Origin of the sequence: Bacteroides mucinivorans (assembly GCF_034654355.2) — a bacterium.
Taxonomy (GTDB): Bacteria; Bacteroidota; Bacteroidia; order Bacteroidales; family Bacteroidaceae; genus Bacteroides; species Bacteroides nordii.
Genome location: NZ_CP178179.1, coordinates 4,452,856 through 4,479,259, shown reverse-complemented (window position 1 = coordinate 4,479,259; position 26,404 = coordinate 4,452,856). Strand labels below are relative to the sequence as shown.

General features: G+C 41.9%; 25 protein-coding genes and 1 pseudogene. 6 read left to right on the top strand and 20 right to left on the bottom strand.

Translation table 11 applies throughout. The annotated features are described in order from the left end of the window. Positions 1 to 7: 7 nt before the first annotated feature. Both VCM39_RS17265 and VCM39_RS17260 read left to right on the top strand, forming a co-directional pair. Positions 8 to 601: an ExbD/TolR family protein gene (locus VCM39_RS17265; RefSeq protein WP_221651376.1), complete on the top strand. Its 594-nt coding sequence runs from the start codon at positions 8 to 10 to the stop codon at positions 599 to 601. Beyond that, positions 601 to 1,065: an ExbD/TolR family protein gene (locus tag VCM39_RS17260; protein ID WP_005933384.1), complete on the top strand. Its 465-nt coding sequence runs from the start codon at positions 601 to 603 to the stop codon at positions 1,063 to 1,065. The genes VCM39_RS17265 and VCM39_RS17260 overlap by 1 nt, the downstream gene beginning before the upstream one ends. Positions 1,066 to 1,153: 88 nt before the next feature. Here VCM39_RS17260 and VCM39_RS17255 read toward each other — a convergent pair whose 3' ends face one another. Both VCM39_RS17255 and VCM39_RS17250 read right to left on the bottom strand, forming a co-directional pair. Further along, positions 1,154 to 1,696 (bottom strand): GNAT family N-acetyltransferase, encoded by a 543-nt coding sequence (locus VCM39_RS17255; protein WP_322932762.1) that lies wholly within the window; start codon positions 1,694 to 1,696, stop codon positions 1,154 to 1,156. Between the two features lie 25 nt (positions 1,697 to 1,721). Next, a complete protein-coding gene (locus tag VCM39_RS17250; RefSeq protein WP_221651378.1) occupies positions 1,722 to 3,005 on the bottom strand; it encodes an IgA Peptidase M64 in 1,284 nt (427 codons plus the stop codon). 150 nt (positions 3,006 to 3,155) lie between these two features. On the opposite strand from VCM39_RS17250, the gene VCM39_RS17245 reads away from it, so the two are divergent. Continuing rightward, positions 3,156 to 3,635, top strand: a complete 480-nt coding sequence (locus tag VCM39_RS17245) for an Lrp/AsnC family transcriptional regulator (RefSeq protein ID WP_007484264.1) — start codon at positions 3,156 to 3,158, stop codon at positions 3,633 to 3,635. 16 nt (positions 3,636 to 3,651) lie between these two features. Here the strand turns inward: VCM39_RS17245 and VCM39_RS17240 are convergent, their stop codons facing one another. The 6 genes from VCM39_RS17240 to VCM39_RS17215 all read right to left on the bottom strand — a co-directional run bounded on the left by VCM39_RS17240 (position 3,652) and on the right by VCM39_RS17215 (position 8,322). Continuing rightward, a complete protein-coding gene (locus tag VCM39_RS17240) occupies positions 3,652 to 4,104 on the bottom strand; it encodes a dihydrofolate reductase (RefSeq protein WP_413544846.1) in 453 nt (150 codons plus the stop codon). Between the two features lie 165 nt (positions 4,105 to 4,269). Then, positions 4,270 to 5,064, bottom strand: coding sequence for a thymidylate synthase (locus tag VCM39_RS17235; RefSeq protein ID WP_322932761.1), 795 nt, complete (start codon positions 5,062 to 5,064; stop codon positions 4,270 to 4,272). A gap of 61 nt (positions 5,065 to 5,125) precedes the next feature. Continuing rightward, complete coding sequence (gene cls / locus VCM39_RS17230; protein WP_221651382.1) at positions 5,126 to 6,400, bottom strand: cardiolipin synthase; 1,275 nt, start codon at positions 6,398 to 6,400, stop codon at positions 5,126 to 5,128. A gap of 428 nt (positions 6,401 to 6,828) precedes the next feature. Next, entirely contained in the window at positions 6,829 to 7,158 is a 330-nt protein-coding gene (locus VCM39_RS17225; protein ID WP_221651383.1) for a DUF5056 domain-containing protein, read from the bottom strand. After that, a complete protein-coding gene (locus tag VCM39_RS17220) occupies positions 7,142 to 7,690 on the bottom strand; it encodes an RNA polymerase sigma factor (RefSeq protein ID WP_221651384.1) in 549 nt (182 codons plus the stop codon). Before VCM39_RS17220 ends, VCM39_RS17225 begins: the two co-directional genes overlap by 17 nt. Continuing rightward, positions 7,687 to 8,322, bottom strand: coding sequence for a DUF6249 domain-containing protein (locus VCM39_RS17215; protein ID WP_221651385.1), 636 nt, complete (start codon positions 8,320 to 8,322; stop codon positions 7,687 to 7,689). The genes VCM39_RS17220 and VCM39_RS17215 overlap by 4 nt, the downstream gene beginning before the upstream one ends. 117 nt (positions 8,323 to 8,439) lie before the next feature. Here VCM39_RS17215 and VCM39_RS17210 point away from each other — a divergent pair. Continuing rightward, positions 8,440 to 8,586, top strand: a pseudogene (locus VCM39_RS17210) (ORF6N domain-containing protein); the annotation flags it as partial. Next, positions 8,583 to 10,097: a methyltransferase RsmF C-terminal domain-like protein gene (locus VCM39_RS17205; RefSeq protein ID WP_322932758.1), complete on the top strand. Its 1,515-nt coding sequence runs from the start codon at positions 8,583 to 8,585 to the stop codon at positions 10,095 to 10,097. The pseudogene VCM39_RS17210 and the gene VCM39_RS17205, both read left to right, overlap by 4 nt. 37 nt (positions 10,098 to 10,134) lie before the next feature. On the opposite strand, the gene VCM39_RS17200 is transcribed toward VCM39_RS17205, so the two are convergent. From VCM39_RS17200 to VCM39_RS17175, 6 genes are all read right to left on the bottom strand, one after another. Beyond that, positions 10,135 to 10,950 (bottom strand): hypothetical protein, encoded by an 816-nt coding sequence (locus tag VCM39_RS17200; RefSeq protein ID WP_322932757.1) that lies wholly within the window; start codon positions 10,948 to 10,950, stop codon positions 10,135 to 10,137. A 94-nt stretch (positions 10,951 to 11,044) separates the two neighbouring features. Beyond that, a complete protein-coding gene (locus VCM39_RS17195) occupies positions 11,045 to 12,223 on the bottom strand; it encodes a TolC family protein (RefSeq protein WP_322932756.1) in 1,179 nt (392 codons plus the stop codon). 9 nt (positions 12,224 to 12,232) lie between these two features. Next, positions 12,233 to 15,379 (bottom strand): efflux RND transporter permease subunit, encoded by a 3,147-nt coding sequence (locus VCM39_RS17190; protein ID WP_322932755.1) that lies wholly within the window; start codon positions 15,377 to 15,379, stop codon positions 12,233 to 12,235. Between the two features lie 164 nt (positions 15,380 to 15,543). Further along, the gene (locus VCM39_RS17185) at positions 15,544 to 16,776 is read right to left on the bottom strand and encodes an efflux RND transporter periplasmic adaptor subunit (protein WP_322932754.1); all 1,233 of its coding nucleotides are present in this window, start codon (positions 16,774 to 16,776) and stop codon (positions 15,544 to 15,546) included. 121 nt (positions 16,777 to 16,897) lie between these two features. Next, a complete protein-coding gene (locus tag VCM39_RS17180) occupies positions 16,898 to 17,302 on the bottom strand; it encodes a DUF6769 family protein (protein ID WP_221651391.1) in 405 nt (134 codons plus the stop codon). A gap of 276 nt (positions 17,303 to 17,578) precedes the next feature. Next, a complete protein-coding gene (locus tag VCM39_RS17175) occupies positions 17,579 to 19,216 on the bottom strand; it encodes an ABC-F family ATP-binding cassette domain-containing protein (RefSeq protein WP_322932753.1) in 1,638 nt (545 codons plus the stop codon). Between the two features lie 211 nt (positions 19,217 to 19,427). On the opposite strand from VCM39_RS17175, the gene VCM39_RS17170 reads away from it, so the two are divergent. Next, positions 19,428 to 19,826 (top strand): response regulator, encoded by a 399-nt coding sequence (locus tag VCM39_RS17170; protein WP_007484281.1) that lies wholly within the window; start codon positions 19,428 to 19,430, stop codon positions 19,824 to 19,826. A gap of 237 nt (positions 19,827 to 20,063) precedes the next feature. On the opposite strand, the gene VCM39_RS17165 is transcribed toward VCM39_RS17170, so the two are convergent. The 6 genes from VCM39_RS17165 to VCM39_RS17140 form a co-directional block, all read right to left on the bottom strand. After that, positions 20,064 to 20,852: a histidinol-phosphatase gene (locus VCM39_RS17165; RefSeq protein WP_322932752.1), complete on the bottom strand. Its 789-nt coding sequence runs from the start codon at positions 20,850 to 20,852 to the stop codon at positions 20,064 to 20,066. Further along, positions 20,849 to 21,382, bottom strand: coding sequence for a 5-formyltetrahydrofolate cyclo-ligase (locus VCM39_RS17160; RefSeq protein ID WP_322932751.1), 534 nt, complete (start codon positions 21,380 to 21,382; stop codon positions 20,849 to 20,851). The genes VCM39_RS17165 and VCM39_RS17160 overlap by 4 nt, the downstream gene beginning before the upstream one ends. Then, positions 21,294 to 23,039 carry a S41 family peptidase gene (locus tag VCM39_RS17155; protein WP_221650577.1) on the bottom strand — a complete coding sequence of 582 codons (1,746 nt, stop codon included), beginning with the start codon at positions 23,037 to 23,039 and terminating at the stop codon, positions 21,294 to 21,296. The genes VCM39_RS17160 and VCM39_RS17155 overlap by 89 nt, the downstream gene beginning before the upstream one ends. 88 nt (positions 23,040 to 23,127) lie before the next feature. Further along, complete coding sequence (locus tag VCM39_RS17150; protein ID WP_007484284.1) at positions 23,128 to 23,553, bottom strand: dCMP deaminase family protein; 426 nt, start codon at positions 23,551 to 23,553, stop codon at positions 23,128 to 23,130. A gap of 13 nt (positions 23,554 to 23,566) precedes the next feature. Further along, positions 23,567 to 24,076, bottom strand: coding sequence for a DUF4847 family protein (locus tag VCM39_RS17145; RefSeq protein WP_122200911.1), 510 nt, complete (start codon positions 24,074 to 24,076; stop codon positions 23,567 to 23,569). Between the two features lie 22 nt (positions 24,077 to 24,098). After that, entirely contained in the window at positions 24,099 to 26,171 is a 2,073-nt protein-coding gene (locus tag VCM39_RS17140; protein ID WP_155896551.1) for a M3 family metallopeptidase, read from the bottom strand. Positions 26,172 to 26,404: the final 233 nt, after the last annotated feature.

Genomic DNA, 26,404 nt, shown 5'->3' with positions numbered 1-26,404 from the left:
TAATACTATGGCAAAAGGAAAAAGAAAAGTTCCTGATATAAATTCAAGTTCTACGGCTGATATCGCTTTCTTGTTGCTGATCTTCTTCTTGATTACAACTTCTATGGATACGGACCGTGGTTTGGCAAGACGTTTGCCGCCACCGCCTGAAAATGATAAGGAGCAGAAGAATGAAGACAAGGTTAAGCAACGCAACGTTCTACAGATTTACCTGAATATGTATGACCAGTTGATGGTTAACGGTGAAATCATGAATGTTCAGCAGTTGAGAGCGAAGACTAAAGAGTTTGTTGCTAATAAATATAATGATGAGTCGTTGCCGGAAAAAACATCAAAGGATGTTGACTTTTTTGGTCCGACGATGGTCACTGAAAAGCATGTAGTCTCTTTACAGAACGACCGTTCTTCTTCATATCAGGCATATATTGACGTACAAAATGAATTGGTTGCTGCTTACAATGAACTGAGAGATGAACTGTCTCAGGAAAAGTGGGGAAAGAAATATTCAGAGTTAAATGAAGATCAGCAGAAAGCTGTTCGTGAAATTTATCCTCAGAAGATTTCTGAAGCTGAACCTAAAAAATATGGAGAAAAGAAGTAATGGGAAAATTTAATAAAACAGGTAAACGTGAAATGCCTGCGTTGAATACTTCTTCTCTGCCTGACCTTATCTTTACGCTGTTATTCTTCTTTATGATTGTAACAACGATGCGTGAGGTAACGTTGAAGGTTGAATTTAAGATTCCGCAAGCAACAGAATTAGAAAAACTTGAAAAGAAATCATTGGTTACATTTGTGTATGTAGGAAAGCCAATGAGAGAGTTTCGTCAGAAGATGGGTTCTGAGAGCCGTATCCAATTGAATGATGCTTTCGCTGAAGTTTCGGAAATTCAGGATTATATTATTGCAGAAAGATCAAGTATGAAAGAATCTGATCAAGCAATGATGACTGTATCTCTGAAAATCGATAAGGATACGAAGATGGGTATCGTAACTGATATCAAGAATGCACTTCGTCAAGCTTATGCTTTGAAAATTAACTACTCTTCGCAGTACCGCGAATAGAGAGTTGATTGAATATATTTGAAAAAGGTGCTTAGCTATTTATTTAGTTAAGCACCTTTTTTTCTTTGGAATGAAATGAAGAGAATGTTTAGGAATTCATTTTCACATTATAGACTTCCTTGTGGATTTTCTTCTTTACTGTGTCAAAATCCTGTTCACATTGTAAATCGCCATGTACCATCAGATACATCGGTAAGAAAGGATCTCCGGTTTTATAGGGAGGCTGGTGGTATTCTTTTTCCCAAAGAACAAATCCTTGTCGTTTGTAGAAGTTAATACGGCGTTGTGCCATTTCTTCCAGGGGCATTTCAACTTCCAGAACGATGGGACGGTTTAATTTTTTGCATAAGAAATCTAATACTTTTTTGCCATAGCCACCATTTCGTAATGCCGGGTTAATGGCAAAGTGTTCTACATAATAAAAATGATCGAAGTCCCAGTAGGTAATAAGCCCCACAGGGGTATCATCATCAAAAATAATATTATTATGGAAATTGCCAATACGGTTGGTATATTCGCGCAAATCTTTCAGCTCGCGGTATTCTTCTGGTGGAAAGGCTGCAATAAGCAGATCCTCCATAAATTGATAATGTTGTACGTCAGACGTACTGATAGGTTGGAGTCTAATCATAAAGACCTGGTTTTTGATTATTACTTTATTTATTGTTAGTATAAAATTCAATCATTCTACGAATAGAGCGTTGGCATACCGGACAGAATGTTGGATATTCATTTGTTCGCATGCGGCAATCAAAAGAGGGACGGTAGATACCTTTTGCTGAATATCCACCACCTTCATAAACACCTACCGGGTACTGCTTATTCATTTGCGGAGGAGTAGGAACAGGAATTCCTGCCGGAAGCATATCTTCCCATTTGGAGGAGAAGTCTACACGGGTAGAGATATTCGGTTCCCAAGGCTCCACATTGAGCGGATAGGTGTCCGTCATTACATCTTCTTCATAAAAATATTCGTCACCTAAACCTCCGAAACTATGTCCGAATTCGTGTACTACTACGGGTTTGAAGGTAGGGTGGTGAGCAGCAGTCAGTGTGTAGGAGTTATAGATACCTCCACCACCGTATTCTTTGGTATTGACGATGATGATAATATGCTCGTAAGGAATACCTGATAACGCGTTGTGTATAGACTTTACACGACTGGTAGTCAGATAACGGTCGGAATAGAAAGTATCAAAATGAGAATTAAATGCAGTTTGTTTCCAATTGCTTTTTCGTGGTACACTGACACCACTATCTTTTGATGGGCTGGCAACAGCAACAATATTGAACCGGTTTTTCATTGATTTGAATGGTTCATAAAAGAAAAGACTTTCGCATGCTTTTTCAGCATCTTTGTAGAATAGATCCATTTCGTCTTCAGTATATCCTTCAGCCAAGATGGCTACATCGATACAATCTGCTTCACTACCACTTTTCAGAAGGTATTTATGTGGTGTTATATGCGAGATACCCCGTTCATGAATCAGTATATCATCGGGGTGTACGATATGTTTTAAACGAGCCATTACTTTTCGTGACGAGTTGAGCAGTGTGATCTCTATCTCTACCGGGTGTTGCGGATAAGGAAGTAGAAAGGTATTTTCAAATCCTTTTGCTGTTTTCTGAGCCTCGTCTGTAGAAAGCCACTCTTGAAAAAGAGAGGAAAAGGAGGTTTTATAGATACATTTTCGAGTGGTGAGATCGATCATTGTGATTTGGCCGTTACCCTCTAAAGGAAGTTCGGAGAGATGATGTCTGCGCCCTGCCCATGAAGGCAGGTACGAAAGTTCATCCAGATAGATCGATTGGTGTTTGGCATCACCGGTGAAAATATAATCTACTCGTAATGTTTTGTCCTTGAAAAAGTCTGTAAACCCCTGTGCGTGTATGTTTATTACCATCAAAAGGCATAGTATGAGGGTAGTATTTCGTTTCATATTTAGCGTATATTTATGTTTTTACAAAGGTACGAACAATTGCTGACTTATCCCATATTTAGAAATAAAAGTAATAAATCATAGTATTTATTGCCAAAAAATTATCTAACTTTGCAATAACATTCATGTATTAAAACAAATTGATTTAAAATGGGACATCATCAATTGGATACTTTAGATGAGCAGATTCTGAAGCTGATAGCAGATAATGCACGTATTCCTTTTCTGGAAGTGGCACGAGCGTGTAATGTTTCGGGTGCAGCTATCCACCAGCGTATACAGAAGCTGACTAATCTGGGGATATTGAAGGGTTCGGAGTTTGTCATCGACCCTGAAAAAATCGGGTATGAGACGTGTGCTTACATTGGAATTTACCTGAAGGACCCGGAATCATTTGATTCTGTGACAAAAGCTTTGGAAGCTATACCAGAGGTGGTGGAATGTCATTTCACTACAGGTAAATATGATATGTTCATCAAGATTTATGCAAAGAATAATCATCATCTGTTGAGTGTCATTCATGATAAGCTGCAACCGTTGGGGTTGGCACGTACTGAGACACTTATCTCTTTCCATGAAGCTATTAAACGGCAGATGCCAATTATAGTGGACACAGACGATCAGGAGTGATTCGTTCTATCCGTAACTATCTGGTGTAATCAACGAACGCATAGGAGCAGAGATGTTTTTCATCCGCAGGATGGACTTCTCTGTTTTTTTCGTGCCATACTGTAAGGTCTACTGAAGGGAAGAAAGCATCGGCTTCCAGGGCTTCATCATCTATTTCAGTCAAGCAGAGTTCGTCAGCTAGGACAATAGCCTGGCGGTATACAGTTTCTCCGCCGATGACGTAAACATGCTCATCTTCGCGGCAATTTTGCAAAGCAGCTTCCAAAGAAGTGAAAACCTCGGCATTGGGAAAGCTATTTGCCGGATTGGAAGAAAGAACAATATTGCGGCGATTGGGAAGTGCACCTTTAGGAAGTGACTCGAATGTTTTTCGCCCCATTATAATTGTATTTCCTGTGGTGAGTGCTTTAAAACGTTTGAGGTCATTGGGCAACCAGAACAAAAGTTTATTTTTGAAGCCGATAGCCATATGGCGATCTACAGCGGCTATAATGCTGATTTTACTCATAATGTTTATTGGAATTTAGTAGTTAGAATTTAGAAGTTGGAATCTATGGAATATGTCGTCAGATCATAAAAATACGATCATGCTGCATAGCTTCTAACTACCAACTACTAAATTCTAGCTACTGATTTATACCGAGACTTTTCCTGCAATATGTGGATGCGGATCATAGTTTATTAATTCAAAATCTTCAAATTTGAAGTCGAAGATACTCTTTACATCCGGATTTATCTTCATTTGGGGTAGCGGACGTGGTTCACGGGTTAATTGCAGCTTTACCTGTTCCAGATGGTTCAGGTAGATATGCGCATCTCCCAATGTATGTACGAAATCTCCGGCTTCCAATCCGGTCACTTGCGCCATCATTTGCAATAACAGGGCATAAGAGGCGATATTGAACGGAACTCCCAGAAAAATATCTGCACTCCGTTGATAGAGTTGCAGACTCAGACGTCCGTTGGCTACGTAAAACTGGAAGAAAGCATGGCATGGAGGCAGGTTCATATTATCGAGGTCCCCTACATTCCAGGCACTTACGATGATTCGCCGGGAGTCAGGATTATGCTTGATTGTATCTACCACTTCACTGATCTGATCGATAAAACCGCCTTTGTAGTCAGGCCATGAACGCCACTGATAGCCATAGATATGTCCTAGTTCTCCTTTTTCGTCGGCCCATTCATTCCAGATACGAACCCCGTTATCTTGCAGATATTTTACATTCGTATCTCCCTGCAAGAACCATAATAGCTCATATATAATAGATTTCAGGTGCAATTTCTTTGTCGTCAGGCAAGGGAATCCCTCGTCGAGATTGAAGCGCATCTGATGTCCGAAAACACTGATTGTACCAGTACCGGTGCGGTCACTCTTTTCAGCACCCTCGGTAAGTACACGGTTGAGTAAATCTAAATACTGTTTCATACTGCAAAGGTAGAAAAAAAGTAGTTAGAATCCAGTAGTAAGTAGTTAGAATCTATGCAGATTATAAAAAGGGAGTAAATAGGTTAGCAAACCATCCGACGAACTTCTTCCACGGTGAACGCTTTTTCCATATTTCAGGTGTGAGCTTTGTACAATGTTGGGTATCAGCCTCAAATACACTGTCAAGTTGTGCTGTAAACTCTTTGTCAAAGATAAAAGCATTTGTTTCATAGTCATAGCGCAGGCTTCGGCTGTTAAGATTGGCAGTGCCTACGGTACAAAAGGTCTCGTCCACCATCATGATTTTCGAGTGATGAAATCCGCCATTGTACAGATATATATCCGCGCCACGTTTCATTAGCTTATGCACTTTATAGAGCGAAGCATCCGGCGTGAAAGGTATATCTGCCTTAGAGGAGATCATAATCTCTACCTTTGTACCTTTCTCAAGTGCGTAGTTTAGTGCTTTCCGGATCGAAGAGGTGGGTACGAAGTAAGGATTCACTATTCGTACATTTTCTTTTGCCGCATAGATAGACATGGCATAAGTATGGCTGAGCATGCGGGTATTCTTTTTCGGTGTACGGTCGACGATAGCAACGGTAATTCCATCAATACTATCTGCCGGAGCCGGAAGTTCAGGAAAATAAGCCTCTCCTGTGATATCTTGCTTGGCTGTTTTGTTCCATATTGTGAGGAAGATTTCTTGCAGAATGTCTACTGCCGGGCCTTCAATACGGATGTGCATATCACGCCATGTACCAATTTTGGGGAGTCCGTTGATGTAATAATCTGCTATATTCATTCCTCCGGTGTAACCTATTTTCCCATCGATAACAACTATTTTCCGATGATCCCGATGTGCTGCGTGATTGATATAGGGAAACTTAAATGGATCGAACTTGACTATTTCGATACCTCGTTCACGGATTGCTTTGAGATGACGCTTCTTTAGCGGCTTATTATTAGACCAGTTACCGAAAGCATCGAATAAGGCGCGTACCTCCACTCCCTCCTTTACTTTTTCGGCCAAGAGGTCAAAAAGAGCGTTGGCAATGGAATCATTCCGGAAGTTAAAGTATTCCAGGTGTATATGGTGTTTAGCGCCGCGAATAGCTTCAAAGAGATCCTCAAATTTCTCGCGTCCGCTTTTGAGTAACTTTACTTTATTACCATGCGTAATAGGAATACCCGATTCCCGGAGGAAATTGAGTACCATCTGGTCACTGGGTAATTCGGTAGTGTCTTGTCGCTGTACCCATGAGCTATCTATTTCATCTGCTTTTATGTTGCTTATTGTCAAAAACAACAAAATAAAAAATATATGTAGTCTCAAAACTTGCAGTCTTTATTTAGTTTACTAAGGAAACAAAGATACAACTTCTCTGTTCGGAGCTCTTTTCTGTTAAGAGCAAATTTATCATACTTTAACAAAATGAAAACTGTTCTCCTATCATTTGATGTTCCGTTTCACCAGACTAAGAGATAGAATATTATTTACTGATGAAAAAAAGTTTGCTGCTATCAAGCGGACTGTTTGCTACCGGGATATTGTTGATATGCCGATTTCAAACGAGACCTATATACCCCCTTCACAGGGCATATGGAGCCTGTTGATTGAAATTCCTTTGCTTTGTATAAGCATAAAAGAGGAAAGTAAAGACTTCCCTCTTTTATTCCATATTAAATTGAATGTGTGATTGTTATACGTTTACCAATATACTATATTACAGAGTAAAAAGTTTACTTTTTACTCTGCTTTTCTTATGCCATCGACCATGCCTTGCGTACTCCCAGAAACATGAGTACCACTGCAGCGATAATCAGCGATTTGAGATCAATGCCAGTTGCGGCTCCGCTTTGTACCATCGATACAAATATATCACGTGCAGTACCTACTACTGCCTGAAGTCCGTCGAAAGCAAAGAACAGCACCACAGCCACAAACGTAATAAATACACTCCATATTTTCACCAATAGTCCTGTGCGGTAGGGCAGATGGTGCATTACACGGCGACTAAAGCCATTATCGGGTATTTCTTGTTTTTGTTTTGCAAAGAATTCCCGTATTAGTTTATCATCTGTTTCCATCATAACCATTTTGTTTTAAATACATAGCCAATTTCTCTTTACCACGCGACAGGTGACTTTTTACTGTTCCTGCCGGTATACCCACAATTCCCGCAATTTTGTCTATACTTACATCTTCCATATAGAACAAAGTGATACAGGTTCGTTCCACTTCTTTTAGCTTTTCAAGTGATTGGTAAATGTCCATGCGTTGTCCTACGTTTTCCTGTTCAACACAATTGGTAGCATCTACCTCTCTGGAGTCCAGTTCGGTTGTTTCCTTCCGACTGCGAATATAATCATAAAATACATTATAAGCAATACGATAAAGCCATGTTGAGAAATTTGAAAGATTTTTAAAGGTTGCTATACTTGTATATGCTTTGATAAATGTATCTTGTGCCAGATCGTCGCTCAAATCGCTGTCGCCGCACGTCAGGTTGAGGAAGAAGCGCCGGATAGGCGATTGATACTTCTGCACCAACTGGTTGAAGGCCTTGGCGTTTTTAAACACCACGACCTGTGCGACTAACGATATGTCGTTGATCTGACTCATTTTTGCTCGTCAGTAGGATGTTGATTACGGGCAACCAACCATTGTCCGAGGCCGGTGAACATTATCAGTAGGCCTATACACCCCAGAGCAAAGCTGTCTGTTATAGCCCAAAGGAAGATGAACAATCCGGCGCCGAGGCACATGTTTTTAATTCCTTTGGAACGTGTGTCTGTATTCAGGCTCTCTTTAAGAATACCTTCCGGAATGGGCTGTCCGGCAGCAATGGCTTTTTCTACCAGTTTGTAACGTTCACGCCGGTTTTTGTAGCGGAAGTAAAACGCAATGAAGATAACAAAAATAGGGAAACCGAAAACTAATATCAAGATGAAGAATGCAAGAGCAATGCCTTTGGAAGCCATGCCGCTAAAGTCTTTGATTAAAGAGAAGTCTTCATCATTAAAGCCAGTATAACTGTATGTACTGTCATAGGAATCAGTTGATTCGCTTTCTACGGTTACTCCATCCTCTGCTGTATCTTTGTATTTGGGGGTATAGACCGAATCATCATTGGTTTTGCTAACTGTAATTGTTACCTGTCCGGTACTATCTTTGTAGACGGTTTTCTGCTTTTGTGCAAATGACATGGAGCAGTAGAGAGTTGCCACCATTAGAGCAATTAAAATTCTTTTCATATCTTGTAATTTTTTTGTTTCTTTGGTTATTAGACGTAGTTAACCTGCCGGAAAGTTGCAAAGAGACAAAATATTTTTGATATTTGCAGGAATTAACAGAAGAAAATGGATGGAGTTGCCGATTATAATGATATAAATGATGATACGCGTATGCAGATAGAATTGATAAATCGGACTCTTGCGGAGTTACAGACCAAAGAGAAAGATGCGAGTAAACCCCGTAATCCAATCGGTTTTAATACATATAAAAAGGAAATCCAATGAATTTGCCAGCCTCTTTTATTGACTATACCCGTACCTTGTTGGGCAACGAAGAATATGAAAAGTTATCTGCTGCCCTGGAGCAGGAACCTCCTGTCAGTATCCGGCTTAATCAATTGAAAATTGAAAGTGGAAAGTTGAAAGTTACTATGCAGCCTGATAGCGCAGTTAATTTTCAACTTCCAACTCTCAACTCTCAACTAAAACAAGTTCCCTGGTGCAAAGAGGGGTATTATCTCGATCAGCGTCTGACGTTTACTTTTGATCCTCTTTTTCATGCCGGTTGTTACTATGTGCAGGAAGCCTCGTCTATGTTTGTTGGTCAGGTGTTGCAACAATATCTATCCGAAGACCCTGTTGTGATGCTTGATCTTTGCGCTGCTCCCGGCGGGAAGTCTACTCATGCCTGTAGCCTTTTGCCGGCAGGAAGTCTGTTGGTTGCAAATGAAGTGATCCGCAATCGTTCGCAGATACTTGCAGAGAATCTGACAAAGTGGGGGTATCCCGGGGTTGTAGTGACGAACAATGATCCGGCAGATTTCTCACATCTTGGAAGTTTTTTTGATGTAATACTCACCGATGTACCCTGTTCCGGCGAAGGTATGTTCCGCAAAGATCCTCGCGCAATTGAGGAGTGGAACTCGGATAACGTTGAAATATGCTGGCAACGTCAACGCCGTATTATTGCTGATATCTGGCAATGTCTTAAACCGGGTGGGATACTTATATACAGTACTTGTACTTATAACACGAAGGAGGACGAAGAAAATGTGCAGTGGATTTGTGATGAATTCGGAACTGAAGTACTTCCGTTGGATATTTCTTCGGAGTGGGACATCACAGGAGATCTGCTAACAGGAACAGACTTTCCGGTCTACCGTTTTTTGCCTCATAAAACGAGAGGAGAGGGGTTCTTTCTTGCCGCACTTCGGAAACCGGAAAGAGAGAAAGAAATGTACGGTGCTGCAGGTTCGGAGGTATTTGCTTATGAAGTCGGCAATGGAAAGGCTATCCGTAAAAAAGTGTCTGCTATGCGAGGTAAAGCAGCTCCTGCACCGATTGGTAAAGAACAATTAGCGACAGCAAAAAGCTGGCTTGCAGTTCCTGAAGCGTATGAACTGTCAGTAAATGGAAACACGATTACTGCATTTCCTAAAGAATACATCGGTGAACTTGCCACTTTAAAGCAGTTTCTCCGCATAGTACAAGCGGGTATCACAGTGGGAGAAGTGAAAGGGAAAGATCTTATTCCCGATCATGCACTTGCTATGAGCCGGGCATTGCAACCGGATATTTTCTCTACAGAAGAAATCAGTTACGAACAAGCCATTGCTTTTTTACGCAAAGAGGCCATCTCTTTATCAGAGACGGCCCCTCGTGGTTATGTATTGCTTACTTATAGATCGGTTCCCCTCGGTTTTGTGAAGAATATAGGCAATCGTGCCAATAATCTTTATCCGCAGGAGTGGCGTATTCGCAGCGGATATTTGCCCGAAGAGATACGTATCCTGTGATGACACCAGACATCGGAGCCGGCTGTTTTCTTCCCGGTTAAGGCAATATTCCTTCCGGCATTTCCAGTCCGGTGAATGAAAAGCTCAACTGCTTTCCTGTTCCTTCTTCTTCCAGAATGTAAGAAGGAGGAGGTTCGGGCGATGTCCGCGTATCTCCTGTCGGTGGAGTATCCCAATTCAGATTCAGGTTCTTGTCCAACCGGTGGAGTATATACGGATTGCCGTGAAGGATGAACTTATGTGAACCGGTCAGGGCTTCTGCGTGCTCCACACTCTCTGTAAAGGTGAGTGTCATATTGGCCTGGTCGTCCATTCCCGGTTCGAGTACATAATTTCCTTTTGCTACCAGTACCAACCCGGATGAAAAGGCTGTTTGAGGTCCCTGTCTGAAGAAATATGCATCCCGTGCACGATTATTGATAAGAAATATATCCGAAATGCCGGGCAGCATGTCCGCCGTTCCATTCTCAGACAGTACAGATCCATATCCACGGGATAGCCGCATTGTTTCGTAATTATCCACTACTTTAATTGTCAAAAGACAACTTTCCAACGTTGCATAGTCTGTGACTTTCAAGGTTGTTTTTCCCGTAAGGATTCCCCGGACATAGATGGCACTACCACCCGGAGTCGACCATCCCTGTTCCACTTGTGCACTGACAAGACGTTGATCTTTTACTTCTAATGAATAATCACCGTTTCCGCTTTCCAACCCCAGGTAGCGTATACCTCCCATAGGGACTTCGTATGTGTCGTTATAAAAGCGGAGCGGACTGTCGTTGTCGTCCTTACATGCGCTCAGCAGAGTAAGGATGCAGCACAAAGCTGTCTGATAGAAATGTTTAGGTTTCATAATCAGTATTTTATGTTTGCTGCAAATATAATGTATTCTCTTGTCTTTGTCAACAAAAAGCTTCAAACAATGTCTGGCAGAAGTGAAATCGGTTCTATAATTGGTTCTTATATATCTTTGCCATTGCCTTCTGATACTGGTTTTCCAGTTGCAGATAATTTTGTTTGCTTTGATATACTACCGAGACTTCTACAAAGTACTCAATCATGCTGATCTGCCCACCGGTCAGTGCTTGTTTCAGCATTTCGAGATCTTGCTGCGCCTGGAAGGTTTTTTCGTACTCGTCCATTGAGCTGCGCAAAGTTTGTGCCTCCTGATAAAGTTGTGCTACTTGTGATTCTGCCTGCAACATGGCGCTTTCTTTCAGGAAATCTGTATTCATGGCTTGTGCTTTTGCTATCTTTACTTTGCTTTTGTTTTCAAAGATTGGAAAAGAGAAACCTACTACTACGCCATTGAAGGGAGTACCCGATTCGGTATTCCGGCGGTATCCCAGTTCCAGTTTCGGCAACCAGCCTTGTTTATTGACACCAATCTGCTTACGGGCAGCTGCACTCTCACTGGCAAGTGTCTGCAGGGTTGGATCCGCAGCGAGTACTTCCGCTTTAAGCATCTGATAGTCCGAAGGGAAGATAACCGCCGGATATGTATTCCCTTCAAATACTACAGGAATATTTCCATTCAGGGTATTCAGTTCCTGAAGCTTATTGCGCAAGGCTGTTTCATTTAGCGAAGCCTCTGTTTTGACATTTAGCAGTTCCAGGTTGATCTTGTTTGTTTCAATAATGTTGGCATCGCCTGTTTGCAGGCGTTTCTTGTACATTGCCGAAAGCTCTTCCGCATTGCGTAAACGTTCTTGTAAGATCTGCTTTTGCTGGCGAAGCATGATAATGTCCAGACATACTTCTTTGGCCTGTAGCAGGATACCTTGCCGGAAGATACTTGCCTGTCCGTCGAAAGAGCTTGTTTTCAGGCGGTTCAATCTTGCACGGCTGGCGTAGAGACTGGGAAAGTCGAAGCTTTGAGAAACAACAAGCTCTCCGATTGTCTCATTTTTGTCTTTAGCACCCCAGAGGTGTGCATAAGAGAGACTGGGATCTGCAAGGTTATTATCAGTCTTTGCTTCCAGCTTCTGTGAAGAGATAAGCTGGGCGTTTGCCTGCAACTCTTTATTGTTAGCTTCGATATTCCGAAGCACCTGTTCTATGTTACTTTGTGCCTGCACTCCTGCAATGGCAAGGAGTGCGGCAGTAAATATCGTTATTCTTTTCATTTCATTCTATTATTCATTCGTTTCATTAGGGATATTCCCATCATCTATCGTTTGGCATATCTCCTCCTTCTGTGGGGAGCGGTGATGCATCATCAGGTATACAATGGGAATGATAAATCCGTTCAGGAAAGTCGATGTTAAAAGACCTCCGAGGATTACTTTTGCCATTGGACTTTGTATCTCGTTACCCGGCAGATCACCACTCAGGGCCAGTGGTATCAGCGCCAGAGCACTGGAGAGTGCTGTCATCAAAATAGGATTCAACCGGTCCAGTGAACCATGAATTACACTGTCGTATACTCCCATACCCTCTTCCTGTTGCAGGTGATTGTAATGGCTGATAAGTAGCATACCATTACGTGTAGCGATACCAAACAGAGAGATAAATCCGATGATGGCCGGGATACTGACTTCACCTGTGGTGATGAGTAGCGCAAATACGCCACCAATCAGCGCCAACGGCAAGTTCAGCAGAATCACTCCGGACTCTTTTACACTCCGGAACTCATGGTACAGCAGTAAGAAGATTATAACGATACTCATGAAGGAAGTCAAGGCCAGCGTGCGGCTTGCTGCCTGTTCGCTTTCAAATTGCCCTCCATATTCAATATGGTACCCTTCCGGGAGCTTTACGGAGGTATCTATCTTTTTCTGTATATCATTTACTACGCTGCGAAGGTCGCGGTCGGCTACGTTTGCAGAAATCACAATCTTACGTTTCACGTTTTCACGGTTAATGGTATTGGGACCCATAGCCGAAACAACATCAGCTACGTAACTTAGGGGTACCTTCTTTCCGTCCGATGTATCTACCATCAGGTTACGTATCTTCTCGGCTTCATCACGGAAGTTATCTTTCACTTTAACAATGAGATCGAATGCCTTGCCTTTTTCGTAAACCTGTGAAATGACTTCACCTGCCAATGCTACATTGATATATTCCGAGAACTCTGGCAGGGTGATACCATATTTGGCAAGCATTTCACGTTTCGGAGTGATTTTTAGCTGTGGGCGTTCAATCTGTTGTTCCACATTCAGGTCGGCAATACCGGGAATACCTTCAATAGCCCCTTTTATTTCATTACCCAAAGAGAACATTTTGTTTAAGTCATCTCCGAAAAGCTTAATAGCGATATTGGCTTTTGTTCCGGATAGCATAGCGTCGATACGGTGGCTGATAGGCTGGCCGATCTCGATATTTGCTCCGGTGATTGTACCCAGTTTCTCACGTACATCTGCAATGAGCTCATTGCGCGAACGGTCTTTCAGTTCAAATGGTGCTTCTATCTCCGAGGTATTCACTCCCAGGGCATGTTCATCCAGTTCGGCACGCCCGGTTTTGCGGGCCACGGTCTGTATTTCAGGAATAGTTAATAGCAACATTTCCGCACGGTGCCCCATTTTGTTACTCTCTTCCAGAGAGATACCCGGCAGCGAAGATATATTGATGGTAAACGAACCTTCGTTGAAAGGCGGTAGGAAGGAGCGTCCTAACGTAAAGAAACATCCCAAAGCAACAATAAACAGAGCAATGGTACTTCCCAACGTGATTCGCTTGTGATTAAGTACCCATCTCAATGCTTTTTCATAAACACCTTTCAACCAGCGTGCTACGAATGCTTCTTTGGGGATTTTGTCACTCTTGTTTCTACCCAACAGATAAGAGCATAGTACCGGAGTAAGTGTTAAAGCCACTATTGTAGAAGCGAACAGTGCCACAATAAAAGCAACGCCCAGCGGTACTAACATACGTCCTTCCATACCTGTAAGGAAGAAGAGGGGTACGAAACTCACTACAATGATCAGTGTAGAGTTCAGAATGGGCATACGCACCTCTTTAGAGGCATTGAATACCACGTCGAGTACCGGGAGACGTTCAGCTTCCGGTTTCATCCGGTTCTCACGGAGTCGTTTATATACGTTTTCCACATCTACAATAGCATCGTCCACCAGTGAACCGATGGCAATTGCCATACCGCCAAGACTCATTGTATTAATAGTCATCCCCATATAATGAAGAGTGAGGATGGAAACAATCAGTGAAATTGGCAGTGTTACCAGTGAAATAATTGTGGTTCGTACATTTGCCAGGAACAGGAAGAGCACGATCACAACAAAGATACCTCCTTCCAGCAAAGACTTCTTCACGTTTCCGATAGAACTTTCGATAAAACGGCTTTGACGGAAAATATCGGTAGAAACCTTCACATCCGCAGGTAGGTTCTTCTGTAAATCCTTTAAAGAAGCTTCCAGTTTATCCGTCAGTTCCAGTGTACTGGTAGAAGGTTGTTTGGTAACTGTCAGCAATACAGCAGGTTTTCCCCGTTCCGAGGCTGTGCCCAACTTCGGAGCTTTCGGTCCGATAGTTACATCTGCTATATCTTCCAATAGTACAGGTACGGTGTTTATACTCTTCACTACAGCTTTTCCCAGCTGATCTGCTTTATCTGTAGAGAGTACTCCGCGTACTATATATTCGTTTCCATATTCATAAAGTACTCCACCGTTGGCGTTGAGATTCATATCCCGGGTGGTGTTCATTACTTCACCCATAGATACCCCATAGTGACGCATCCGTTCCGGGTCGAGTTGTATTTGATACTCTTTCAAATCGCCACCCAAAACGGCTACTTGTGCCACACCTCCTGTTGAAAGCAGACGCGGACGAATTGTCCAGTCGGCGATAGTACGCAGGTCGAGCATAGATGTTGAATCTGCGGTAAGGCCGATAATCAGCATCTCACCCAATATGGAAGACTGTGGGCCAAGTGTTGGTTTGCCCACATTAGCGGGCAGTGACTCATTGACTACTGCCAGTTTTTCACTTACAATCTGCCGGGCCAGATAAATATCTGTTCCCCAGTCAAATTCTACCCAAACTACAGAAAATCCATTTGTAGAAGAAGAGCGTACGCGGCGCACACCTGTTGCACCATTCACAGAAGTTTCTACGGGAAAGGTGACGAGCTGTTCCACTTCTTCGGCTGCCATACCATTGGCCTCAGTCATGATGACCACTGTCGGCGCGTTGAGGTCGGGAAATACGTCCACTTCTGTATGCATTGCGGTATACGTACCGCCAATCAGCAACAACACCGAGGCTACGAGTACCAGGATGCGGTTCTGAAGAGAGAAATGTATAATTTTATTTAACATGAAATTATTTACGATTAGACGATTTACAATTAGACAATTTACAATTTACGATTGAAATTACAATTATTTACGATTAGACGATTTACAATTTACGATTGATGAAAGAGATTGTAAATCAAAGTAATTTCAATCGTAAATTGTAAATCGTCCAATCGTAAATCCTTTTAGTGTTCATGACTATGTGCCGGTATCGCATTACTTGCCGAAGCCAGTTTCACCTGGTAGGCACCGCTGACAACAACAGGATCGCCGGCTTTGACGCCTGTAAGTATCTGTACGCTTTGCCCATTATCTGCACCTAAGGTCACTTCCTGCTTTTTATACCCTTCTTCATCCAGTTGCAAATAGACAAAGAATAATCCTTGTTCCTCTGTCAGTGCAGTGCGGGGGAGCGAGATAACGTTTTCCATTGGGGTTGACAGTAGATATACCTCTACAAACGAACCGGGAATAATATCTCCTTTGTTGTCAAACTCAAATGTTACCGGAACATAGAATGAATTATCTCCGGCAGACTTGCCAAACGAAAGGAGGCGTCCGCTTAATTCTTTCAGTGCATACACCTTATTATCATACGGCGTTTTGAAGTTAGCCGAACCAATAGTGCGCAGATATGGGTAGTATTTCTCTGAAACTTCTGCGCGCAGGAAAAGACGACGGTTTTGTGTTACGCTGACCAACGGTTGTCCGATGGTAACATAATCTCCCTCTTTGACTAAGATATTTTTCACATATCCGCCGATAGGAGAAGATATGGCCTGTCCGCCTTTGGTATTTCCTTTGGCGAGTGCTTCGTAGCTGATACGGGCATTCTCGTAATTTTGTTCGGCTTGTGCGAAATCTTTGTCGGATACGATTTTGTTTTTAACCAACGCTTTCATACGTTCGTATTCTTTCTTTGAGATTTCATAGGCAATACGGGCACGTTGCACCGGGTCACCATCTGCTATATTACTGGATGAGATGGTCAGCAGGGTACTGCCTTTCCCTACACTCATGCCCTCGGTAACTTTACCGTGAAAGCTGACAACACCGGCTACCGTAGCTACAGCTACGCTTTCGTCTCCCTGTGCGGCAAGTACTTGTCCGCTGGTCTTTATTACTTGTTCAAAAGTCCCCGGTTCAATAGTGCTCACCTTCACTCCGGCAGCTTCCGCCTTGGCTTTGGGCAGGATGATTTCATCACTATGTTCACTTACGGAAGCTTCGCTGCCGTGATCATGCCCCTCGCACTCTTTGGTGGCGCTGTGTCCTTCATTTTCGTGATCGTGTCCTTCGTGGTCATGGTTGTGAGCCTCGGTACCATGATTGTGTTCCTCGGGATTATTTCCCGGTTTGTTGTTGCAGGAGCCCAGAATAAACAATCCTAGAACTCCCATAAAGATAAGTTTCTTCATGATTATATAAAATACATTCTTAATGATTTCGTTTTTGTAAATTCGTCACAATTCACCCTGCAAAAGTAGAGGTTTGTGGGTGCAACAGTCTTGCAAACAATGTAATAGCTACATTGTTCGGTTAGACGAATGTAGATGGAGGGGCACGAAGTCCGAAGGCACGAGTGATATTCGTGCCGTGTAAAGACTCTCGGTAGACATATTCGTTAGTGAATTGTTTTTCCTGAGGTCGGAGTAGATTTTCAATTATAAAGTCGGTGAATAAGATTGCAACAAACATATGTTGTGGTCCCAAATCTACCTGCGCACTGGGTGCAGGAGATGAAAAACGCGCCAGACATTCGTTACTGCAGCAGGAGTCATTTTCCCGGTGGTGATTGTGTACAGGGCATTGTTCTTCGGGTGTTACATCATGTTTCATGCAAATCATCCCATTGGCATGGTGATGATGGGGAACAAGGGGTACTGCCAGCATAATGATGCTGATGACAAATAGAATATAGAATATGTACCTTTTGTTCTTCAAATTTAAAACTTTAATTGGCTGGCAAAGATAGGATTTACCTTATCGAATAGCAAATTATAGTACTTAAAATATTAAAAAGATAATTTGGAGGGATTTCACCACAGAGGCTCACAGAGTTCCATAGAGTATTATTATTCAATAAAACGCAGATTAACGCGGATTTGCACAAAGAAAGACGAGATAGAATAACAGTCTTTTAATTTGCGCAAATTCGCGTTAATCCGCGTTTCAAAATATACCCATCGCTTGGCGTACCTCCCCGTGCGGGAAGTACCACTATTTCTTTTCTAACTCCTGCAGAGAGTCCATCTTTTTCTTTTCAAGAAATTCGTAGATACCGCACAAGTGTTCTTTTACTTTCTTATTGCCGAATTCGTATACTTTTGTTACCAGTCCGTCCAGGAAGTCACGGTCATGTGAAACGACAATCAACGTACCGTCAAAATCAATTAAAGCCTGTTTCAGGATATCCTTTGTTTTGAGGTCAAGATGATTGGTAGGCTCATCCAGAATCAGCAGGTTTACCGGTTCGAGTAATAGCTTAATCATAGCTAAACGTGTACGCTCGCCTCCCGATAGTACTTTCACCTTCTTCATTGATTCTTCCGGTCCGCCAAACATGAAAGCTCCTAACAGGTCGCGTATCTTATTACGGATTTCTCCTTTAGCCACATCGTCGATGGTCTGGAATACGGTTAGGTTCTCGTCTAACAGTGAGGCCTGGTTTTGTGCGAAGTATCCTATCTGTACGTTGTGTCCCAGAGTCAATGTACCCTCATGTTCGATTTCTTTCATGATACATTTCACTAATGTGGATTTACCTTCACCGTTTTTTCCGACAAATGCTACCTTATCTCCGCGTTCTATAGTGAGTGAAGCATTTTTGAATACTGTATGTTCGCCATAGGTTTTACCTACATTGTCCATAATTACCGGATAACTACCCGAACGGGGAGAAGGCGGAAACTTCAGGCGTAAAGCCGATGTATCTTCTTCGTCCACTTCCAGCAATACCAGTTTCTCGAGCATCTTTACACGGCTTTGTACTTGCAGGGTTTTGGAGTATGTTCCTTTGAACCGTTCTATGAATTCGGTGGTTTCGGCAATGAATTTCTGTTGTTCGTCATACTGTTTTTGCTGCTGCACACGACGTTCTGCGCGTAATTGCAGATATTGGGAGTAGTTAACTTTATAGTCGTAGATGCGTCCCATCGTCACCTCGATGGTACGGGTGGTGATATTGTCAACGAATTTACGGTCATGGCTGATTACGATTACCGCTTTACCATTGTTGATGAGGAAATCTTCCAGCCATTGTATAGACTCAATATCCAGGTGATTGGTCGGCTCGTCCAGTAGCAATACGTCCGGTTTTTTCAGTAACAGTTTTGCCAGTTCGATGCGCATACGCCAGCCACCGCTGAAGTCACTTGTTTGCCGATAGAAGTCCTCACGCACGAAACCGAGTCCTAATAATGCTTTTTCTACATCCTCTTCATAGTTGGTTGCATCAATCGAATAGAACTTTTCACTCAGTGACGAAACCTTTTCAATCAGTTCCATATAACTGTCACTTTCATAATCGGTGCGGGTCTCCAGTTCTTTATTTAATTGTTCTATTTCGGCCTCCATTTCATGCAGATGAGCGAACGCCTGTGCTGTTTCCTCAAATACGGTACGTCCGTCTTCGGTCATTAAATGCTGTGGAAGATAAGCAATAACACACTCTTTGGGAGCCGAAATATTCCCTCGGGTCGGCTGGCGGGCTCCTGCCAATATTTTAAGCAGTGTGCTTTTACCTGCTCCGTTTTTACCCATCAGGGCAATACGGTCTTTTTCGTTAATTACAAAAGAAATATCACTAAATAAGGTGGTTCCGCCGAATTCTACGGCAACTCCGTCTACTGAAATCATATATGTTCGTTAAAATGAGGTGCAAAGATAATGCAAACCGGGAGTAGAATAAAATGAACGAGTTCATTTTTTATGCCAAGGTGCAGCTTATCTTCGCTTTTTTGGCAAAGATAATCATTTATATTATTTTTTTTTATAACTTGCGCGCTGAATGCGTATGATATAATACGATATACTTAAATATGTACACGCGAATATAACAATCATTATAATGGAAAATGAATCAACAACAGACTTCCGTCCGCTAATACTGGTGGCGGAAGACGATGACAGTAATTTCAAATTGATAAAGGCTATCATAGGAAAAAAATGTGATATCCTGTGGGCTAAGAACGGAGAGGAAATAGTGAAGTTGTTCAATGAGAATCGTGGCAAAGCTGCAGCGATACTTATGGATATTAAAATGCCGATAATGACTGGTTTGGACGCAACAGTGATTATTCGTAAAGAGGATCAGAAAATACCTATCATAATGCAGACTGCATATGCATTCAGTTCCGATAAAGAAAATGCAATGAAATGTGGAGCAACAGAGGTATTGGTGAAACCCATTACATTGAGTATTTTGAGGAATTGCCTGACGAGTTATTTCCCGGATTTGAAGTGGTAACTGAAATGGCTTGCCTTATAGGCAGCTGAATTTTATAACTTGCATTATAAATATGAGCTACAAGTAGAATGGTATGCATTCACTTGTAGCTCATGTTTTATAAGATTGTACACTTATGCATGACAATATTGTACACTTTAGTATAACAAGAATGTACACTCTTGTTATGCAAAAATGTACATTCTTATAAGCCTTGATTATTAGATAGTTATGAGCGTAATCTTTTCACTGAATAACTCATCCGTTCAAGCAGGGAAGTGTATCAATTGTTTTTATTTTCAATAGTTTCAGGTTTTCACAAGCCTGATCGTAATATCCTGAATATTCCAGTGATTTAGTGTCGTGTGCATCTACTCCAATAATGGCTGTGCAACCCTCATTAGCAGCAATATGCCAAAACTCCGGGTGTGGATAGGTCAGAGTGTCAAAAGCCTGGTTGTAGTCCATCATTCCTATATTATATTCCAAAGGGATATTAAGCCGGGCAGCTGCGCGGCAAATGTGCCGGCTAATTAATTTACAGTGGGAATCAAATTCCGGATAAGAACGCATGAAAAGATCAGGGTGGGCTAAGTAGGCAAACAGACCACTTTCCATTCCTTCGATTGCACTCTCTTCGTAGAGTTCGAGCATATCTGGTGTGATGGTGTTACGTCCGAAGTAGGGAAATTTTTCGTCTGTGTGGAAGTGATGATTGCCAAAGATGATATAATCGAGCTTATATTCCTTTATCAGCTCTTTCAGCCAATGTATGTATTCAGGAAAATATTCGCATTCCAATCCTAAATGTATCTTTATCCGGTTTTTGTATTTTTCTTGTAGGCTCCGGATGCTCTCTACATATTCAGGGAATTCTTCAGGAGTCATCCGGATATCTGATACATAGTCCGTGTGATATCTCCACGGACTATGGTCTGAGAACCCTACTATCTGATAGCCTCCTTTGATGGCACTTAAAACAAATTCTTCGTCACTCCCTGTCGCATGGTGGCAGCGGGTAGTATGGGTGTGATAATTAGTTTTCATTTTGTTATAATTTCATCCATACAGATATCAAATGATTCTGCAGGTACCTCTTCAAGCAATTGAAAGGGAAAACATATTCCAAGTTTTGTGGCTGTAATGTGGGGAAGGAGTTTATCGTAATAACCTTTACCTCTTCCTAACCGATGTCCGATCTGGTCAAAAGCAACGCCCGGAACTACTGCCAGTTCAATGGAGCCATAGTCGGTGAACAATTTTCCGGTAGGTTCGGCAATACCATAAGAACCGATAATCAGGTCCTGGGGGCTTGTATAAAGTCGTAGTTCCAGATAATCTCCAACAACGACAGGTAATATAATCCTTTTTCTTTCACTCCACTTCTCAATGAAGGAATGGGTCTGGACTTCATCCTTCAAGGAGTGGTAGAGTAGTATGGTGTTTGCTGCCTGGAAAGCCGGGTGACTTTCCAGGTTAGCTAAAATGTCAGCAGAGAGTGCCTTCAGCGTAGAGTCGCAATACCGGGTTTTCTCTTGCGCTATCAGCTTGCGCAGTTCTTTTTTTCTTTCCTTCATCGTTTTTCTTGATTTCCGGTTCTTCAACTATTTCCGGTGCTTTGGGGAAAGCTTCGCCTTTTTCCAACAAATCCAATCCTTTCTTTACAGTCGGATCTGTCAGGTTGGAATATTTGATATAAGCTTCTTTTCCGAGCATATTGTAAATGATGTTTCCGAGGATATTCTTTTCCAGTAGTTTATATGACTTCTGAATAAGGATATTTCTTCTCTTAACACCTTTGGTTTCTGCATAACGAACGAATTGTTCAACGAGTCCTTGCTGACGCAGGTAGTTTACGAGTGACTCTTCCGTATCGTATTTGCTCAGTTTTTCGCGGTTGTTGTCCGTATACTGGAATGTAAAGAGAATAGTCAACCCCTTGTTTAGTACGGTAGACAAGTAGGAGGTCACACCAGTAGTATCTTGTGGTACAAATACGTCGGGCATAATACCGCCACCACCGTACACGGGGCGTCCTAACCCGGTTGAGTAACGCTGTGATTCGTCCAGTTTTATACTGTCACGTGAGAAAAATTCTCCGTGGGTATAACGGTTGTACAAATCCATTTCATAATTGCGGTCTTTTCCATTTTCGTATGGGCGCTGTATACAACGTCCTGAGGGGGTATAGTAACGGGCTATTGTTAGACGAATGGCAGAACCGTCGCTGAAATCGATGGGTTGCTGTACCAGACCTTTACCGAATGAACGACGTCCTACGATAGTTCCACGGTCATTATCCTGAATAGCACCCGAGAAAATTTCGCTGGCAGAAGCCGATCCTTCATCTACAAGAACAACCAATGGGAGATTCTGGCAACTTCCTGTTCCGTTAGCAACTTCATCCAGACGTTTGTATTTACGTCCCTGTGCATAAACAATCAATTTCCCTTGCGGCAGAAACTCATTTACCATTCGTGTGGCAGCATCCATATATCCTCCGGTATTTCCACGAAGATCTATGATAAGTCCTTTACAATTCTTATGATTTAATTGTGCAAGAGCATTTAATAATTCTACGTGTGATGTACGTCCGAATTTACTGATTTGGATATATCCGAAATCATCGTTCAGCATGTAAGCGGCATCTATTGTATTCTGCGGTATATCACCACGGGTAATCGTGAAGTTTATCAGGTCTTTTTCGGTTGCACGCTTAATGCCCAGTTTAACCTGACTGCCTTTCGGGCCTTTCAGTTTACGCATGGCCCGTTCGTTAGTAACCTCTTTCCCAACGAAGAGGCTATCATCTACGGTTACAATACGGTCACCTGCCATTAAGCCTACTTTCTCGGAAGGTCCGCCGGGAATAACGGCATTTACATGTATGGTATCATATTGTATTGTAAACTGGATACCTATTCCACTAAAACTTCCTTCCAATTCAGAGTTTACTTCTTCCAGATTTTGTGCCGGAATGTAAGTTGAATGTGGATCAAGTTCAGCCAGAATCTGAGGCATTGCTTTTTCTACAAGGTCTGTCATGTTCACCGTATCTACATATTGGTCATCAACAATACGGAGTAAAGCATTCAACTTATTGGATGATCCGTTGATAATGCCTAAGCGATTGCCTGCAAAATGTTTGGCGTAGAACGTTCCGATAAGGATTCCAATTACTACGCTGATAGCAATGATGACAGGGGTAAAACGGGAAGAGTTTTTTGTACTCATGCTTTTTTATTAGTTATTAGTTAGTAGTTGCAAGCTGCGGGGGCTATGCTATAACTGCGGTTTGCTGTTTTTTCTTTTTTTGTTATTGTTACTCGTGGTCTGTTGTCACAAATATGACTTCTATTCCGGCCCGTTTGAGTAATTCAATTCCATCTTCCAGACGGTAATGCTCGGAGTAAACTACCCGTTTGATACCCGCCTGAATGATTAGTTTGGCACATTCAATACAAGGAGAAGCCGTGACATACATGGTAGCACCATCGCTGCTGTTGTTAGAACGTGCTATTTTGGTTATGGCGTTTGCTTCGGCATGAAGCACATAGGGCTTTGTGACATTGTTTTCATCTTCACAGACATTCTCGAAGCCGGAAGGCGTTCCGTTATATCCGTCGGAAATGATCATTTTGTCCTTGACAATCAATGCTCCTACTTTACGCCGTTGGCAATACGAATTTTCAGCCCAGATGCTGGCCATACGTATATAACGCTTATCTAATTCTGATTGTTTATCCATTATCGTATGTGTTTTATTTTTCGGGTGCAAATGTAATGCACAGAGTTTCTGTATTATATTCAAAATAGAGATACAAATTGTATTCATCTCCTTCATAGGAGGTTGCTTTGGTTATTGCTTCGATGATGAACTGCCCCAATTTGTCATTCGAATCGGTCACCCTTTTATCTTTTACAGTTGTTCGGAAAGTTTGTTTTTCGCCATTTGCTTCCCATGTACCGTTCATAACCACAGAACCGGAACCGTTGAAGTCACCATTGATTCTGTTTTCACTTGTACTGCCTGTGAAAGTTATCCGGAATGCTCTTGTTCCGGTGGTTGGATCATAAGACAAATAGTTCTTTTCGTCTACTCCCGGAAAAGTATACCATCTATGTTCACCCTTTTTGGTGATATAGGTCATCTTCCATGTTTTCCCTGTGAATATCTTTTGCACATCGTCCGTATCATTGCATCCGCTTAAAGCCGGAATCAGCATGATTGCAAACAATATTCCGATATATTTCAATATTTGTTTCTTCATCTTGATTTCTAATCTTCAGTTTTTAATTTCCAGTGTTTTCTTTAATACCATTTCTGATGAGCAATGCGTCAATTGTAGGCTCTTGTCCACGGAAGCGCTTATAAAGTATCATTGGATGTTCCGTTCCACCTTTTGACAGAATATTGTTGCGGAATGATTCGGCAACTTCCCTGCTAAATATACCTTTCTGTTTAAACAACGAGAAAGCATCCGCATCCAATACCTCCGCCCATTTATAACTGTAGTATCCGGCAGAGTATCCTCCGGCAAAGATGTGTGAGAACTGTGTACTCATACAGGCATCTTTCACAACCGGTAATATTTGTGCTTTGGCCCATGATTGTTGTTCGTACTCTTTCACATCTCCCTCAAAAGGGGTATTACGGGTATACCATGCCATATCCAACAAACCGAAACTAACTTGACGCAGACAGGCATAAGCAGCATTGAAATTGGAAGCATCTACCATGCGTTTTATCAGTTCTTCGGGTAACTTTTCGTCCGTCTGATAGTGTTGGGCAAACGTATTGAGGAATTCTTTTTCGATAGCAAAGTTTTCCATAATTTGTGAAGGTAACTCTACAAAATCCCAATAAACGCTGGTGCCGCTGAGGCTCTCGTAAGTAGAATTAGCAAACATACCATGCAGACTGTGCCCGAATTCATGGAGAAATGTTTCCACTTCGTCAAAAGTCAGTAAGGCGGGTTTGTTTCCTGTTGGTTTTGTAAAGTTCATCACGATAGACACATGTGGCCGGCTGTTTTCTCCTGTCTTTTCGTCTATCCATTGGCCTTTATATTCGGTCATCCACGCACCTGCACGTTTCCCTGTACGTGGGTGGAAGTCTGTATAAAGTATAGCGAGCGTTTTATTATCTTTGTCAAGTACCTCATAGGCATCCACATCCTTGTGATAGACCGGAATATCGGTATTTTTTTTGAAGGTAATTCCATACAAGCGGGTTGCCAGGCCAAATACTCCTTCTTTTACTTTTTCCAGTTCAAAATAAGGACGTAGCATTTCTTCATTAATATTGAACTTCTTATCCTTTAGTTTATTAGAATAGTAACTCCAATCCCAAGGCATAACGGTGAACTCTGCACCTTGTTCCTGGCGTGCCAGCTCCTGTACTTCCTGGTATTCTTTCTTTGCAGTAGGAGTATACGCTTCTAAAAGTTGGTTGAGCAGATTGTAAACCGCATCACTGTCTTCTGCCATCCGCTTTTTCAAAGTGTATTGGGCAAAGTTTTCATATCCCAGCAATTGTGCGATAGCCATTCGGGTATTAACGAGCTTCTTTACAATATCGATATTGTTGTACTCATTGTTGTGGGTACATTTGGTATTATAAGCCATGTAAAGCTCATGACGTAGATCACGATTGTCGGCGTAAGTCATGAAAGGGATGTAACTTGGTGCCTGTAGAGTGAATACCCAGCCTTCTACACCTTTTTCCTTGGCTGTTTCAGCTGCTGCTTCTATGGCGCTTTCCGGGAGTCCGGCAAGTTGTGCTTTGTCTGTAAGCACAAGCTGATAATTATTTATCTCTTTCAGGTTGTTTTCGCTGAACTGCAATGTAAGGCTGCTCAATTCTTTCGTTAATTGACGGTATTGCTTTTTGGCTTCTCCTTGCAGATTGGCTCCCCGGCGGATAAAACCATCATATATGTTTTCGAGTAACTTGGTTTGTTCCGGAGTTAGGTTTAATTGCTCTTTTTGGTTATAGACAGCTTTTACACGTTTAAATAACTCTTCATTCAGACTGATATTGTTGCTGTGTTCACTAAGAAGTGGCATCATTTCCTGTGCCAGTATCTGCAGATCATCATTCGTCTCTGCACTACGTAGATTACCGAATACAGTCGTTACACGATCCAATAGTTCGCCTGACTTTTCGTATGCCAGTATTGTATTGGCAAAAGTCGGTGCTTCCGGGTTATTAACGATAGCATCTATCTCAGCTGCCTGCTGACGGATTCCTTCACGGATGGCAGGTTCATAATGTTCTGTTTTTATTTTATCGAATGGGACAGTTCCATACGGTGTAGTATACTTTTCAAAAAAAGGGTTTTGGGCGTTCATCATATTAATAATAATGCAAAGTAAAATCAATATTACGTTTAGTCTCTTCATATAAGCCGGATTATGAATGATTTGGTTTATACTTATGAGTTACAAAATTACTAAAATAGTGGATACTTACAGTAGGAATGATCTGCTTTTTAACAAAGTATTAGTGAATAAGGATTATTTCGCAGATTAATATAATTTTGTTAATTAATAGAGGGCGTTTTAGTTTTTTCTGAATGATTTCACCACAGAGTAAC